General features: G+C 44.6%; 12 protein-coding genes. 10 read left to right on the top strand and 2 right to left on the bottom strand.

What is annotated here, in order from left to right; all coding sequences use genetic code 11:
* The first annotated feature begins 484 nt into the window (after positions 1–484).
* From DYU05_RS19515 to DYU05_RS19485, 6 genes are all read left to right on the top strand, one after another.
* Complete coding sequence (locus DYU05_RS19515; RefSeq protein ID WP_117384837.1) at positions 485–1597, top strand: acyltransferase family protein; 1113 nt, start codon at positions 485–487, stop codon at positions 1595–1597.
* A 2-nt stretch (positions 1598–1599) separates the two neighbouring features.
* Positions 1600–2058, top strand: coding sequence for a DUF2059 domain-containing protein (locus DYU05_RS19510; RefSeq protein ID WP_117384836.1), 459 nt, complete (start codon positions 1600–1602; stop codon positions 2056–2058).
* Between the two features lie 106 nt (positions 2059–2164).
* Positions 2165–3448: a PIN domain-containing protein gene (locus DYU05_RS19505; protein WP_117384835.1), complete on the top strand. Its 1284-nt coding sequence runs from the start codon at positions 2165–2167 to the stop codon at positions 3446–3448.
* A gap of 360 nt (positions 3449–3808) precedes the next feature.
* Positions 3809–4108 carry a hypothetical protein gene (locus DYU05_RS19500; protein ID WP_117384834.1) on the top strand — a complete coding sequence of 100 codons (300 nt, stop codon included), beginning with the start codon at positions 3809–3811 and terminating at the stop codon, positions 4106–4108.
* Positions 4109–4272: 164 nt separating this feature from the next.
* Positions 4273–4761 (top strand): hypothetical protein, encoded by a 489-nt coding sequence (locus tag DYU05_RS19495; RefSeq protein WP_133300269.1) that lies wholly within the window; start codon positions 4273–4275, stop codon positions 4759–4761.
* Positions 4762–5717: 956 nt separating this feature from the next.
* Positions 5718–6044 (top strand): hypothetical protein, encoded by a 327-nt coding sequence (locus DYU05_RS19485; RefSeq protein ID WP_117384831.1) that lies wholly within the window; start codon positions 5718–5720, stop codon positions 6042–6044.
* 114 nt (positions 6045–6158) lie between these two features.
* On the opposite strand, the gene DYU05_RS19480 is transcribed toward DYU05_RS19485, so the two are convergent.
* Positions 6159–8006, bottom strand: coding sequence for a M1 family metallopeptidase (locus DYU05_RS19480; protein ID WP_117384830.1), 1848 nt, complete (start codon positions 8004–8006; stop codon positions 6159–6161).
* Positions 8007–8208: 202 nt separating this feature from the next.
* Here DYU05_RS19480 and DYU05_RS19475 point away from each other — a divergent pair, with 202 nt between their 5' ends.
* Positions 8209–10416 carry an ATP-binding protein gene (locus DYU05_RS19475; protein WP_235854070.1) on the top strand — a complete coding sequence of 736 codons (2208 nt, stop codon included), beginning with the start codon at positions 8209–8211 and terminating at the stop codon, positions 10414–10416.
* A 2-nt stretch (positions 10417–10418) separates the two neighbouring features.
* Here DYU05_RS19475 and DYU05_RS19470 read toward each other — a convergent pair whose 3' ends face one another.
* Complete coding sequence (locus tag DYU05_RS19470; protein WP_117384829.1) at positions 10419–10985, bottom strand: biliverdin-producing heme oxygenase; 567 nt, start codon at positions 10983–10985, stop codon at positions 10419–10421.
* A 345-nt stretch (positions 10986–11330) separates the two neighbouring features.
* Between DYU05_RS19470 and DYU05_RS19465 the strand changes: the two genes are divergently transcribed.
* From DYU05_RS19465 to DYU05_RS19455, 3 genes are all read left to right on the top strand, one after another.
* Positions 11331–13661 (top strand): glycoside hydrolase family 3 protein, encoded by a 2331-nt coding sequence (locus DYU05_RS19465; RefSeq protein WP_117384828.1) that lies wholly within the window; start codon positions 11331–11333, stop codon positions 13659–13661.
* A gap of 25 nt (positions 13662–13686) precedes the next feature.
* Positions 13687–15219 (top strand): carboxylesterase/lipase family protein, encoded by a 1533-nt coding sequence (locus tag DYU05_RS19460; protein ID WP_117384827.1) that lies wholly within the window; start codon positions 13687–13689, stop codon positions 15217–15219.
* 303 nt (positions 15220–15522) lie between these two features.
* On the top strand, positions 15523–16278 hold the full coding sequence (locus DYU05_RS19455) for an ROK family protein (protein ID WP_117384826.1): 756 nt from the start codon (positions 15523–15525) through the stop codon (positions 16276–16278).
* Positions 16279–16289: the final 11 nt, after the last annotated feature.

Here is a 16289-nt window from a genome sequence, read left to right as displayed (position 1 = left end):
CGCGAAACCGCGCAGAACTACGATAAGCTGGGTATGGCCGAATACGCTGCCATGGAGGCTTTCGTCAGGTATAAGTTCTAACACCACAGGTGTAACACGCGCGCGTGTTACACCTGTTACACTTTTTCGGGTCGAAAAACAGTTAAGAAGCTGTGATACATAGTTTTAACAAAAACCCGTGTTACAGTTTTTGGAACCATGATACAGTTTGCCTGAAATGGCTGTTTTGCCAACCAACTGTATCACAAGCACTTGGCAACATTGCCCCGTTTCATCGCTGTAACACGATGTTACAGTTTCACCAGGCAAAATGCCGCACTTACTGTATCATCACGGCACTGATTTCCACCCGATCCAAAACCTGCAAAAACCACACGGTTTGTAACATCTTACATGAAAGTAATAGCAGCATAATCCCGCTGCGCTAAAAACTTTAATTTTTAGGCGGGCATTATCTATATTACAGCACCAATTTGTAAAACGGATGTCTGCAACAACCATCAAACCTAAGCGCCTGCTCTCCCTCGACGTTTTTCGCGGTGCTACCATTGCCTTTATGATACTGGTGAACGACCCCGGCGACTGGGGCCACATCTACGCGCCGCTGGAACACTCGGTATGGAACGGCTGCACCCCTACCGATCTGGTTTTCCCCTTCTTCCTGTTTATGGTGGGTGTATCCATCGTTTACGCCATGGAAAGCCGCAAGGCATCCGGAGAGAACCAGTCGAAGATGATACTGACCGCCCTGCGCCGCATGGTTATCCTGATGCTGATTACCTGGTGTACTCAAATGATCCTCCGCTGGAACTTTGACTTGGGTAAGCTGCGGCTGCCCGGTGTATTGCCGCGCATTGCTATGGTGTATTTTATCTGCACCGTGCTTTACCTCAAAACTTCACAAAAAACGCGAGACTGGATATTTGTAATAGCACTGGTAGGTTACTACCTGCTCATGACCCTTGTACCGGTGCCCGGTGTAGGCTACGCCAACCTGGAACCTGAAACCAACCTGGGCGCCTGGGTAGACCGCACCTTGCTTACGCCCGACCACCTCTGGCGTTCCTCGCACACGTGGGACCCCGAAGGCCTGCTGGGCACGCTGCCCGCAATTGCCACCGGGCTGTTTGGCATACGGGTAGGCACCTGGCTGAAACGTAGGGACCGCGACGATACCATAAAAACCACCTGGATGTTCACTTACGGCGTTATTGCTGTTGTTGCCGCGCTGGTGTGGGACCTTTTCTTCCCCATAAACAAAGCCTTGTGGACAAGCTCTTTTGTGCTGTACACCGGCGGACTGGCCACCATAACACTGGCGATGTGTTTCTGGCTGATAGATGTGCAGGGCTATAAACGTTTCACTTACCCCTTTGTGGTGTTTGGCACCAATGCCATAACGGCCTATGTGCTTTCGGGCTTTATTCCGCATTATTTAAATCTGATTAAGCTGGGCGATAAATCCATCTATCAAACGCTTTTTCAGCCGTACTTCAGCCCGGTAAATGCCTCGCTGCTGGGTGCCATTTTTATTGTAGCGATACTATGGCTGGTGATGTGGATATTCTATCTTAGGAAAATATTTATAAAGATTTAGTGATGAAATTTAAACTCCTGATGGCCTGCCTGCTGTTTTGCATCGCGGCAAAAGCACAAACTCCCGCAGTAACGCCCGCACAGTTAAAAGCGGCAGAAGATGTACTGGTAGCCTCGCAGTCCGAAACGCAATTCAAATCGGGGATTACCGTAATGCTTAAACAAGCCAGCGCATCGGTACCCGAAGATAAACGCACCAAGTTTATAGAGGTGATGAACACCTTTGTAACCAAATATGTAAGCTGGGCAACCATTAAAGACCAGATGGCCAGCCTTTATGCGCAGCAGTTCACCGAAAAAGAACTGAAGGACCTTGCTGCCTTTTACCGCAGCCCGCTAGGGGCCAAGTTTGTACAAAAGCAGCCCGTGCTAATGGAAAAGAGCGCCGACCTTGGCCGCCAGGCCGTACAAATGCACCAGGCCGACCTGCAGCAGATGATGACCGAAGCTTTTAAGGAGTAGGGTATTTCGTTGTCGTTACTGGTGTCAATTATCAGTAATTGTAATTATTAGTTTTCAATAACGCACTTTTCTTACATGAAAGTTTTGTAAATACTTGATCTATTAGATGGAACTGGAATCGCGAAATCTTTTTATTGACACTCAATACCTCTTCAGCAAAGGCTTCAATTTTGAGAGTAACGAGATTACTTCTCTCATTGATTTAGCAGCGAAAGGCAGCATTCAAGTGTTCATGACAGACATCACGAATCTTGAAATTGTAAAAAAGATTAAAGAGCAGGTGCAGCTTGCTTTTTTTAAAATTAACAACAGCGATTCTCGCATTTTAAAATCTTTGCCGCTTTATCGGAAATTTCTTGCTGTTTACAGTGAAGAGAAATCTATTAATGCTCTAGTAAGTCAATATGAGTTATTCAAGACAAAATGTCGAATAACGATCATTTCATCAGGGGGCATTAAGTTCATGCAGGTATTTCACGATTATGTAAATGAGAAACCGCCGTTTAACTCCTCCTCGGGGAAGAATCGTAAAGCTGAATTTCCAGATGCTTTTGCGTTGGCTACGATAAAAAATTGGGTAAAGACAAATAATACGAAAGCCTACTTATTGTCTGGAGATAGCGATTGGCAGCAATTTGCAGACAATCGGCACTTCTTCCATTTAAACGAATTAACTGCTTTCATTGACATCTTAATTCGGCACGAAGCAAGCTTACAAGATATGACCAGCTTTGCCGACCAACTAATAGGTATTAAAAAGGATAAAATTGAAAAGCATATTCTGCAGGCTTTAAAAAACCGCACTTATATCGGATTTGCGAGTAAGCGGGAAGTAGAGATACAGGAGCACTATATTATAGCTGCCCAGCTCTCCGAAAAAGATATTTTAAGCGTAGGTAGAGACGGAGCCATCTATCAAATGCAATTTTTAGTAACAGCGGTTTTCAAGTATTGGATGTTAAATTTTATATTCCATGGAGAAGAGCGGTTGTTCAAGGGTTTGGAGCAGGAAATTGTTTTTTTGAAGCATGAATTTACCATAAGTGTTGATATGACATTTAGTTTCAAGGATGCAATTCCGGGTAGCTTTAAGATCGTTCGCGACCAAGCACCAGCAACTATAGAAGTTGCCTTTGAAGATGGGCAAGCACTATCGCTAGATGACTGGGCTTTGACTTTGCCGGTCATTGTTTGCGGTGTTAGTTCCGGTAAGTTGACTGAAAATGGAACTGGTTCACAACACTTCCACTCGTTTGACGAAGCTGTCAAAGTATTTCCTGACCTTGATATTTATCATGCCGGCAAGCGCTTCACCCGAGCTCTAGGTAACAAGATTTCAGATGATTTACGTTTTGAAACCTGGAAAGCTAATGATTTGTATAGTTCATAAAAATCGACGACGAGATTAGCGTGCTAGCGCGAGCTTGTAGCTGTGCCCTTTATGATCTTTTTTTATAAAGAAGTAGATTTTGTATAGTTTGGCTAAGCGGCAGGTGAAACGGGATTATCTGAAAACAGAATTACAGTTTAGATACCCCCGCTAGCGCGAGCTTGTAGCTGTGCCCGTTTTTGAGTTTATAAGGGATAGATCTTCGTCTTAATTTGGTGCCGAACTGTAGTTATAAAGTTTGGATAAGGGCTGCAATCTCGCACCGGCAGAGGATAATGACTTATGGAAAAGATTATTGCATCTTCTCAAAAAAAGCCGCGCCTCAGCTGATAAAGCCGTTGGTATTAAATAAAGCATAACATGGAGCAAGTAGTGCTAAGTGAAGATGGGCAGTCGATCTACTTCAATTTACTGGAAGACTGGGATTCTTTTGATATAATTATTGAAGTACTAGTAGCGTATTTCTCGGCAAAAGTCTACAGCAAAATAGATATGCCTGAATCTAGGATTTATAAAATTATGGTTGACAAAGCCAATTTTACCCTTATGAATGATCCTTATGGAAACTCTTTGCGGGCAGATAATAAAGAGGCAGACAAATTAATCGAACAAATCTATGTTCAATGGTCGCCATACTACAATCTTTGGTGCTCCTGCTAGCCCCTAGCTGGCGCGAGCTTGTAGCTGTGCCCTTTATGGTTTTGGGTTTATCAGAAAATAGATCTTTGTTTCGAATTTGGTGCTGAAAAGTACTTACGCAGTTGAATATGAACTGCAAGCTTACCGGCTGAGAAAGATGCTATGCTACAACTGCTAAATAAATTATGAAACGAAAAATGAACGCGCATCAAGAAGCAGAGTTTCTATTTTTAAGAAAATGGTGCGTGGCTGTAATAGATGCCATATACTCCCATAATACTACTCACACTGAACTAATTAATCTCAGAAAGCAAGCTTTTGAAGAGGAAACAAAAGCAAAGTATCTTGAGCAAGCAACACCCGGGACTTATTTGAAAGGCTTAAGGCAAGCATACAACGAAATAAATGCTATAGCTTTAAACGCTCCGGATCAATTATTGAAAGAACTGAACAACACACTTTTTACGGAGTTTGGTAAAGATTTAAGTACTTGTTCCTCCGATATGTCAAGTGGTGTTGAACAAATAATAAATCGCGGGAAAATCATCAACGACGAAGAGTTTGGACTGATAGAGCAAAAAGTAAGTGACATAAGTCAGATTGATGCTAATTCATCGAAGATTCAAACATTAAATAAATTATTAGCAACCTATTACTTGTTAAATAGGGAATAGGTAATTACACTACCTCTGCAGGCGCGAGCTTGTAGCTTGTGCTCTGTATAATAATATCCCTTGCTGGCGTAAGTATGCAGTGGACGATAAAAGCGAGGCGTACTTGTGCCTGTCGAACTGGATGGGGGTTATTGTTTAATCAGCACCGATAAAATTACATCCAAGCATTTTTTAAAGCAGTGATTTGTATAACAGGATTCGTTATCATAGTGTTAATTTTTAACTTGGCTTTCGAACAAAAGCCAGATATTCGTGGATATTTAAAAGACGCGTCGTCGCTGGAATTTTTTGGCAAAATCGATACTATTTATCGAGACCCTAGCGATCATAATGTTATGATCGTTGTTTTAAATAATAAATTCGAATATCGTATTGAACGTAATTGGGAAATTATTTTGAGATAGGCGACTCGATTTCAAAAACAAAAAATTCTTTTGACGTCGTAATCTTTAAACGCCCAAAAACAAAAATTGTATTAAATTATAATCAAGAGGTAAAGTTTCGGTTTAGAGATAATTAGGACAAACGCATTAACCACCCTGGCGCGAGTTACTGTCATTTAAATAAATAGATTTGAAGTTTATATCATTAATTAGCTAAGCCGAGAGGAAGCATACTGCTCGTCGCCTCATCAGCTGGCTATTTGCATTCCTCTCTCTTATTCCCCCGCTGACACAAGTGTGCAGCTGGCCAAAGCATGGCTTACTGTGCCTCTTGAGCATGAGCAATTAAAAATATTATTTGATGATCAATCTTTTTAAAAAATCTGCCTCAATCATCCTGTTAGTCGCAGTAGTGCTATCTGCATGCGACGGTAAAAGAGGGGTATTAGCAGGGATATACAATAACAGGGACAGGCTTATGCAACTGTGCCAGCATAAAAGCCTGCTAGTAAGCCGGGGGGCAATTACTATTTTTTGTATACGTACAGCAAAAACAAAACAAATGCTTATTTCATGGAGCTAAATAAAGACAAGTTAATGTGGGTGCGCGATTCTATAGAGTATAAATCAGAGATAAACAACTGGGATAAATCTGCTGATTCTTCGAGCCGCAAGAAGCAAATCCTAAGCTTTACAACTAAGCTGAAAAATGATTTGCAGGCATTTAATGTTACCGGGTTTAGAACAAACTTTGCCGAACTGGGCGAACCATTACAATTGTACCTGGATGATGGCAAGACTGTTTCTTACATTCCGGATATGGAGAAGATTTCATCTGCAGATTCGTTGTACAGGAAGAGCCTGAAAAAAATAGATAAGGATTGGTATTATATTGATTGAGATTGGTTTAGGGTATTTAAAAGTTGGCCTGACTTGATAGCAAGTATTGAATTCACCACAACGCATTGTGTATCAGGTAGAGCATTATGAACATAAAGCTTTACGGCTATTTCATCATCCAACATTATTCGAAGGATCAATATCGGCATCGTAAGCATCGCCTAACACCAGCTTGCTTATCTTTCCTTTGGCGGTGAAGGTCAGTTTTAAAGAGGCGGTACCTCTAGCCCAGCATTCAATGCTGCGGTGGATGGTTTGGGTATAACCGTCCTGGTAAATTACAGAAAGGTGTACTGGTACTGCTGCTTTACCGATGTTGTTAATGCTTATAGTGTAATTATTTTGCTGGCGCTGTACCTTACTAATGGCTAAATCGGGAATGGCCTTTTCAAAAAACCAGTTTTGCCAAAACCAGTTAAGATTGGCCTTGGCCCCTGCGTTCATGCAGTAAAAAAAGTCGTATGGTGTAGGGTGCCTGCCTTTCCAAACATTGATGTAATACTTTAATGCGGTGTAAAAAAGCTTTTCACCCAGCATGTCTTTCAGGTAATGCAGGGCGAGCGCCGGTTTAAGGTCCTTATCAGCAAAACGTGCTTTACCGTAAAGCTGCGGAGTGAGGGTCATTACAGGCACATCCTGATCGCTGCCGGCTATGTCGTTTACCGAAGATAAGTCATACCCGTTCGGTGCGCCGGGTTCTATCATCGGCCGCAGGGTAAATTCTGCCAGGGTGGCGGGGCCTTCGTCCATAAACGAATATTTGGTTTCGTTACTTCCCACGTAAAAAGGGAACAGGGCATGAAATATCTCGTGTGCGGTAAAGTAAGCCACATCGTTTTTATCAAAAGGCAAGTTGTTCACCATCATAGGGTATTCCATCGCATCTAATCCTTCAAATATGGTTTGGTGTGAATAAGGGAAAGGTACACAGGGTACCCTAAAGCTTATTGCCTCGACGGTTTTCCGCGCGAAGTTTACAACGGGATCAAAATTGGTATGTTGGGGGTTATACACCGCATCTACCCGGGTGCGCCTTTTTGTGGTGGCGTCCACCATTACGCTTGATGCTTTCCAGATGTAATGGTCGCTTACAGCAAAGGCGAAATCAGTAACATTGCGGGCTTCAAAAAGCCAGGTGTTGTTGCCGCTTTCATTTTTAGTTATGTGTCCGTTTTTAAGGTCTTGTTCTGTAATTATATCTGTTATAGCATCGTTATTTTCGGCGTAGGCTATTCGTTGGGCAAATGCAGGTTCATAAACGTCAGCGGTGTTCTTTAGGTCGCCTGTTGCCCAAACCTGGTTTTTGCCGGGCGTAGTAATGGCTACCTTAAAGTTGCAGTAATCGTTATAAAACTCTTCCTTACCTAGGTAGGGGTATTCGTTCCATCCGTCTATGTCGTCGTAAACGGCAATACGTGGAAAAAAATACGCCACCATGTAAGCACCATTTTCTACCCTGCCGGTACGGATAAAAGAAGTGTCATTTAGCTTGTAGTTATAGGTAATGTTAAAGGAGGCAGTTGCACCGGGCGCTATGGCAACACTGTTGATATAAAGATTGGTGCCACGAACCGAACGTTTCTTAATATCTATTACCTTGTTGTTGAGGCTCATCGTCGAGATGGTTACACCCTCGCCAGTGGCACCGTCATCAATAACCACGTTGCGCATGGCAGTAGGTTTAAAAATATTCGGATACAACTTAAAAACAACCTTCTTAAGCGTATCCGGACTATTGTTTATGTATTGTATGGACTCAGTGCCTGTAATTGAACCTTGATCGAAAGTCACTTTAATATCGTAGTCAGCGGTATTTTGCCAGTACTTTTTTCCGGGACGGCCGCTTACATCACGCGTTTGGTTAGCGTAGGCCCTTCTGAAATTTGTGGCCACGGGCAATTTGGCTTGTCCCCATGCCCCGGAAATGAATAATGCGAATAGAATGGTGAGCCGAATACGCATAAAGAATAAAAAAGTAAATATGAACTAAAGGACGCCGAGCGCGAAATTAAGTTGCAGACAAATTTGCCAGACTGGTTTAGATACTTTAACTTATTATGAATTTAAGCCAACGGCAGCTATTTAACTGACAGGCTATCATTTTTGCTTAATTGATTTTATATTTTCATATTTGCTTTTTAGCTATCTATAACAACATTTTCCTTTGAACATCGACCTCAGTAACTGCGATAAGGAGCCTATCCATATCCCGGGCAAAATACAGGCGCACGGTTTTTTAATCGTGATGGATAAACAGTTTGTCGTGCGTTTTCACAGCGATAATCTGCACACTTTTGTACCTAATATGCCAGCCAATATCCTGGGTGAACATGTAACAGCTATTGAGCCGCTGATTGGCACTAACGAACCGCCAAACTTTATAAGCCAGCTGATTCTTTTTGGTAAGAACAACGGGTTCGAACAAACTAATCCATTCAATACAGATATTCAGGGCAAGCCTTTTCACCTGATCATTTCTTCGTCGGCAGAGTATTACCTGCTGGAGTTTGAGCCGGCACGGTCAGACAGCGAGACCGATGTGCAAAGGGCCATAGGCCGCTCTCTTTCTGAGATGCTTACCGATAAAAACCTGCAAAACCTGCTTAAGAACAGCGTAATGCAGGTGAAAAGCGTTATTGGATACGATAGGGTAATGATATACCGTTTTGCGGAAGACGGCCACGGCGAAGTGGTTGCCGAAGCTGCAGATGACGACCTGCAATCGTGGCTGGGACTGCACTATCCTGCATCAGATATCCCGCAGCAGGCACGTGAGTTATACAAGCGTAACCTTACCCGCCTGATAGCTAACGTAAACACGGAGCCATCGGGCATTGTACGGGAAGACAACGGTGACGTTACACCGCTGGACCTTACCCCGTCGCAGTTGCGCGCGGTATCGCCCATACACATCCAGTACCTTAAAAACATGGGTGTTGCCTCCAGTTTTAGCATATCGCTTATCTATAAGCAGGAACTTTGGGGCCTCATCGCCTGTCACAACTACACACCGCGTTTTATTGACTACCGTTCGCGCGAGTCGGCAAAGCTTATCGGGCAAATTTTGTCGTCTGCACTGGAATTCAGGCAGGACGAAGAGAATCAGTTCATACAAGAGCGCTACAAAACCGCCGTTGACCAGCTAAGCAGACTGATGCTTAAGGATAACGAGATAGAGGTAGCACTTACCGGTAACCCGGTGACGCTATTAGATGTTACCGATGCAAAAGGGGCTGTGCTGGTTTTTGAGAACAATATTAAAAAGCTGGGCAACACACCAGCCGATAATCAGCTAACAGAGTTGATCGGGTGGATAAAGGCCAATATAAATGAGTCGGTATACTATACGCATCACCTGTCTGCAGAATTCGAGCAGGCTAAGGCGTTTAAAGAAGTAGCGTCGGGCATGATGGTGCTTACCATTTCCAAGGAACTGGGCGAGTACGTAATTTGGTTTAAGCCCGAGCAGCTGCAAACTATAGTATGGGCCGGCAATCCTGATAAACCGGCTGAAGTAAGCAGTAATGGCATGATGCAGATCTCTCCACGCAAATCTTTCGAGGAGTGGTCGCAAACCGTTACAGGTACTTCAAAGCCGTGGGGAGCCGAGGAAGTAAAATCTATAGTAAGGCTTAAAAGTGAGATTTCTTATGCGATTAATCAGAAGGCGGGTGCCATACGCTTGCTGAACGAGCGCCTGAAACAAGCTTACGAAGAGCTGGACACGTTTAGCTTTACCATATCGCACGATCTTAAGAACCCAATAGCGGTTATAAAGAGCTATGCGCAAATCTTAAGCCGGGACAAGGAACTTAAGCCGCAGGCACTTAAAGCGCTGGACCGTATACGAGAGGGTGCCGATAAGATGAATAACATGATTGAGGAGGTGCTGGACTACTCCCGTATTGGCCGCAGCGAGCCGGTAACAACTGACATTGACGTGTCGCAAATCATTAAAGATCAGGTGAAAGACCTGGTATTGGTGTACAATGCAGAAAATACCAGGATCACTATTGGCGGCACTCCACGCATACAGGGCGATCCGGTAATGATATCGCAGGTTTTTGCAAATATCATCAGCAACGCTATTAAATACTCAATGAAGTCGGAACCACCTGTGGTGGAAATAAACGGTACGGAGAATGACCTTGAGGTTGTTTATACCGTAACAGATAACGGCTTGGGCATAGATATAAAACAACTTCCGCGCGTATTCGAGCTTTTTCACCGGATGGATAACGTAGGCGACATTGAAGGCACCGGAGTAGGGCTGGCCATTGTTAAGCGCATTGTAGAAAAGCACAAAGGCAAGATTTGGGTTGACAGCGAACTTGGGCGCGGCACCACATTCAGCATCGCTTTCCGCAAATAACGTTAGTTTTCGCTGTGTTTAAACCAATCGCCAAACTTGCGGAAGGTTTCATTAGCTGCGGTTATCACCACTGCTTCCTGTTCGGGGTTGGTCGCTTGTGTATTCAGCATTTCCTTGAAAGTGCCCCACATTCGCATGGATTGATCGCCGTATCCTTCAAAAAAAGTCACACCATTGTTTGTAAGGCCAAGCTGCTGCTGCATCATTTTGCTGATGATCTTACCACCCAGCGTCGATCCTTCAATAACATACAGCGCTCCTAAAGCCTGCAGGTGGTTGTTGATGGAGGGTAGTGCAACTCCTGTAGCCTTATCAGCAACCTGTCCGCCTAAAAACCTAATATCATTTGCCAGCGATTGTGCTTTGCGGCGTTCGGCTGCATCCGGTAGCTGGGTTTTATCGAATACTTCATCTATTTTGACTTCTAATCCGCCAAAGTAGCTGTAAAACTTCTGTAACAAAGCCGCGTACTCCCCGTTAGTGCGAATGGCTTTTAAATCCTTTACCATCATTTTTTCGAGGTACTGATGATCTTGCTGCGTTTGTTCTTTTAGTTTTTCTGAAAGCATCGTATTCTATTAATTCACGCCAGCCAACTGCGCCTTTCAATGTAGGGTGACTGGAAAGTAGGAACGCACTATTATAGTAAATAGTTTTGTGCACTGGAAATCGAGTCTTAGTTTATAAGGCATTTAGGATGTCACGTTCGCGCATTATTTTAATTTGTTATTGTAAAATATAATTTTTACCATTGTGTAGTATCGACACAAAGATTGTCTTTCAACCAGTTATAATTTTTAAGCTTAGTATTACCCTTATAGCGTGCATGTACAGCCGGGTTCTTCCTGTGCTAATTTGTGCCTGTTTGTGTATTGAGCAACTGAAGATAAAATCATCTTACAACAACCATATAAATGAAAAGAAGATACCTGCTGCTTAGCATGATGCTGCCATTGGCTGCGGCAGCCCAAACCAAGTACACCGAAAACAAGGTAGGTGACATTGTTTTTGTGACCAACAAAGCCGGCCAAAAGTTGGGTTATTCCACTACGTCAGGCGTAAAATTGCTTATAGTGGACGGGCTAGCTTTTAAGGACCTGAACAAAAACGGTAAGCTGGACAAGTATGAAGACTGGCGGCTGCCGGTTGATGAGCGCGCTAGAGACCTGGCTGCGAAAATGAGCGTTGAGCAGATTGCAGGGCTGATGTTATACAGCCGGCATCAGCCTATACCGGCGGCACCGGCAGGCCCTTTTGCTGGCAGCTATAATGGTAAAGTATTTGCCGAAAGCGGTGCAAATGCCTGGGATCTTAGCGATCAGCAAAAGAAATTCTTGACAGAAGACAACGTACGGCATGTATTGATCACATCGGTACAAAGCGCGGAAGTTGCCGCCAAATGGAACAATAATGCGCAGGCCCTGGTAGAGGGCATTGGCCTGGGGATACCAGCCAACAACAGCAGCGACCCGCGGCATGGCACACGTGCTACCGCCGAGTTTAACGCGGGTGCAGGTGGTTCTATTTCTATGTGGCCGGGATCGTTGGGGATGGCTGCTACGTTCGACCCATCTGTAACGCAAAAGTTCGGCAGCATTGCAGGGCAGGAGTACCGCGCGTTAGGCATTGCTACTGCTTTGTCGCCGCAAATTGATATAGCTACAGACCCGCGCTGGAACCGCTTTAGTGGAACCTTCGGCGAGGACCCTTACCTGGCTGCCGATATGGCCAGAGCTTACGTAGATGGCTTCCAAACCTCTACGGGTAAAGACGAAATTGCCAAAGGCTGGGGTTACGTAAGTGTAAATGCTATGGTAAAACACTGGCCCGGCGGTGGCGCCGGCGAGGGCGGGCGTGATGCCCACTACGGTTTTGGTAAGTATGCTGTTTACCCGGGCAATAACTTTGCCCAGCACATGGTGCCATTTACCGAAGGCGCTTTCAAGCTGAACGGCAAAACCAAAATGGCCGCCGCCGTAATGCCTTATTACACTATTAGCTGGAAGCAGGACACCAAGAACCACGAGAATGTAGCTAACAACTACAATAAATACATTATTACCGACCTGTTGCGCAATAAATACCACTACGATGGCGTGGTGTGTACCGATTGGCTGGTTACCGGTGATGAAACGGTTATCAACAGCTTTTTGTCCGGTAAATCGTGGGGGATGGAAAAAGCGACAATTGCCCAGCGTCACTATAAAATATTGATGGCGGGGGTAGACCAGTTTGGCGGTAATAACGATATGAAGCCTGTGATAGAAGCCTACCAGATAGGTGTAAAAGAACATGGCGAAAAATTTATGCGTGCTCGTTTCGAACTATCGGCTACGCGTTTACTGCGCAATATATTCCAGACCGGCCTGTTTGAGAACCCCTACCTGGATGCAGAGCAATCAAAAAGAGTCGTAGGCAATCCGGAGTTTATGGCAGCAGGATACGATGCCCAACTGAAGTCTATCGTAATGCTAAAAAACAAGAACAACGTACTGCCGCTGCAAACCGGCAAAACGGTTTATGTGCCAAAGAAATTTACACCTGCAGGCGTGAACTTCCTTGGCATGAAAACGCCGGAATCATTAGAGTACCCGGTAAATATAGAAACGGTTAAAAAGTACTTTAAGGTCACTGACAACCCGGACGAGGCGGATTACGCCCTGGTATTTATTTCTAGCCCAATTGGCCGCGGCGGCTATGATGCCGATGACGCTAAAAACGGAGGCAATGGGTATCTGCCGATATCACTACAATACGGTAAGTACGTGGCGGCAACAGCGCGTGCAACCAGTATAGCAGGCGGAGATCCGCTGGAGTCTTTTACCAACAGGAGCTATAAAGGTAAAGCAGAAACATCTACCAATGTTACCGACCTCGCCATGGTAACAGATACATACGCGGAAATGAAGGGTAAGCCGGTTATCGTATCGGTTAATTTAAACAACCCGATGGTATTTAGTGAGTTTGAAAAACAGGCGAGTGCTATTATTGGAGATTTTGGTGTACAGGGACAAGCCAGCCTGGATATAATTACCGGGAAGGCGGAACCATCGGCATTGCTGCCAATGCAAATGCCTGTGGATATGGCTACCGTTGAAGCACAGTTTGAAGATGTGCCTCATGACATGAAGGTATTTAAAGACGGTGAAGGGCATGCTTATGATTTTGGCTACGGCTTAAACTGGAAAGGTGTTATTAATGATGCCCGTACAGCTAAGTATGTAAAAGCCGTGGCAAAACCATAAATTAGCAACAACCAATTAGCCGCTTATGAAACGCTTGCTCATCCTTCCGTTATTGCTGTTATGCGCCTTTGCTGTAGCGCAGGATGCATTCAAAGTTGTGAAAACCAGTTCCGGGCCAGTATCCGGCGCTGCCAGTGCCGATGGTGCTGTGATGTCCTTTAAGGGAATACCTTTTGCCGCGCCACCTGTGGGAGAGCTGCGCTGGAAGGCGCCGCAGCCTGTAACACCATGGACAGATGTAAGGGCCTGTACAAACTTTGCACAAAGCCCCATGCAAGGTAAGCCAAACGAGTTCGGCGTTTATACGCGCGAGTTTTTGATTAAAGATGAACCCCTGAGCGAAGATTGTTTGTACCTGAACGTTTGGACGGGCGCTAAAGCCGTAAGTGAGAAGCGGCCGGTAATTGTATGGGTGTACGGCGGAGGATTTGTAAGTGGTGGAACTAACGTACCTATCTACGACGGTGAAGCACTTGCCCGAAAAGGGGTGTTATTAGTGAGCATTCCTTACCGTGTGGGCATTTTTGGTTTTTTTGCACACCCTGAACTAACAAAAGAGTCGCCTAATCATGCTTCGGGTAACTATGGATTGATGGACCTTATCGCAGCGCTGCAATGGGTAAAAACTAACATAGCCGCCTTTGGTGGTGACCCGGACAATGTGACCATAGCCGGGCAATCTGCAGGATCATTTGCCGTAAATTACCTGGTAGCATCGCCGCAGGCAAAAGGTTTGTTTAAACGCGCCATTGCCGAAAGCGGAGCTGGTTTTATTAATGGTCCGCTGGGTGCCACTACGCTTGCCCAAGCCGAAAGGGGCGGGGTAGAAACTGCAAAGAAGTTAGGTGCCAACTCATTGGCGGATCTAAGGAAGCTATCTGCTGAGGATCTTCTAAAACAGCACAATGCACGGCCCATTGTAGATGGTTATATACTGCCGCAGGATGTAGCTACTATCTTTGCCTCCGGTAAAGAGAACAAAGCAGACCTGCTTACCGGCTGGAACATGGACGATGCGTTTATAGGTAAGCTTAAGAACGCTGCCGATTACAAGGCAGATGTACAAAAACAGTATAAACAAAAAGCGGCAGAGTTTTTAAAGTTGTACCCTGCTAATACCGACGCGGAAGCGGAGCGCTCGCAGATTAATATATCGCGCGATATTACCTTTGGTATTCAAAACTTTACCTGGGCCAATGTACAGGCAAGTAAAGGCAGGCCTGTTTACCTTTACCGTTTTGTGCGCCGGGTACCCGCTAACGAGGCCTTCAAAAAGTACGGCGCGTTCCACACGGCAGAAGTTGCTTATGCCTTTAATAACCTAAAGTTCCTGAACCGGCCTTTTGAACCGGGAGATCAAAAGCTGGCGGATGTGATGTCAAGCTATTGGGTAAACTTTGCAACTAAGGGAGACCCTAACGGTCCGGGGCTACCCATATGGCCGATGTATAAAACTACTAACAGCAAAATGATGCAGCTTGGCGAAAAACAAGTGCCAACAGCGCTTTTTGATAAAGCTGCACTGGAGTTTATGGTAAAGCAATCGGGAGGAAAATAGGATAAGCGTTATTGTACAGTGTGGCTGGTATAGTTCTGTTTTAAGTGAATGTTGTTAATAGCATCCTGCTTTTGTCTTTTTAGCCGTTGGGTGTTTAAACAATGTCATAAAAGCTGGCATAGCTAACTTTTTTAAAGGTGGTGCTGTTACATTTGGAGCACACACAAATATAACACCGGCGTTATGCCCAGGTTACGTTTGATTTTTTTATTTGATGTTCAATATTATAGCTAAATAATACCTAATTATTATTTAAAATGTGATATTTACACGCACAACATCACCATTACACCACTGGTTCAAATGAAAAACACCACTGCCCAGTTAAGAATACTCTCTATAGATATAGGTGGCTCAAGCATTAAGGGCACAATCCTAGATAACAAAGGCGCGCTGAAGATGGATTACAAGAAAGTTGTAACCCCAAACCCGGCCAATCCTGATAATGTTATTAAATCCATCAAGACATTAGTTAAAGACTTTCCGGAGTATGATCGTATATCAGTCGGCTTCCCTGGCTATGTACGCAATGGTGTGGTGAAAACGGCTCCTAACCTGGGCAACGAATACTGGAAGGACGTTGACTTTCGCCAGTTGCTGGTTACCGCCCTCGGTAAAGATGCACAAGTGGTAAATGATGCAGATATGCAGGGGCTTGGCGTAGTAGAAGGCAAAGGGCTGGAGATGGTGATAACACTTGGTACCGGCTTCGGTACCGCATTGCTGATGGACGGGCACTTGCTGCCACACCTTGAAGTAGCGCATCACCCCATATCTAAAGGCCGCGACTATGATGAGTACATTGGCGATAAGGCATTAGACAAGGAAGGTGTAAAGAAATGGAACACACGAATTAAAAAAGTTTTTAAAGTTTTAAAAACCGTATTCAACTACGACTACTTATACATAGGTGGCGGAAACTCCGACAAGCTTAATTTTAAGCTGGACAAGAACATGAAAATAGTAACCAATGCCGACGGCATTAAAGGCGGGGCAAGATTATGGCAGGAGGATAAACACCCGGTTACACACACGGCTATGGCTACTCCTACTAAATAATTAAAACTCCA

The organism is Mucilaginibacter terrenus, from assembly GCF_003432065.1.
GTDB lineage: Bacteria > Bacteroidota > Bacteroidia > Sphingobacteriales > Sphingobacteriaceae > Mucilaginibacter > Mucilaginibacter terrenus.
Note: the sequence above shows the minus strand (reverse complement) of the source record. Positions and strands in the feature narration are given on the sequence as shown.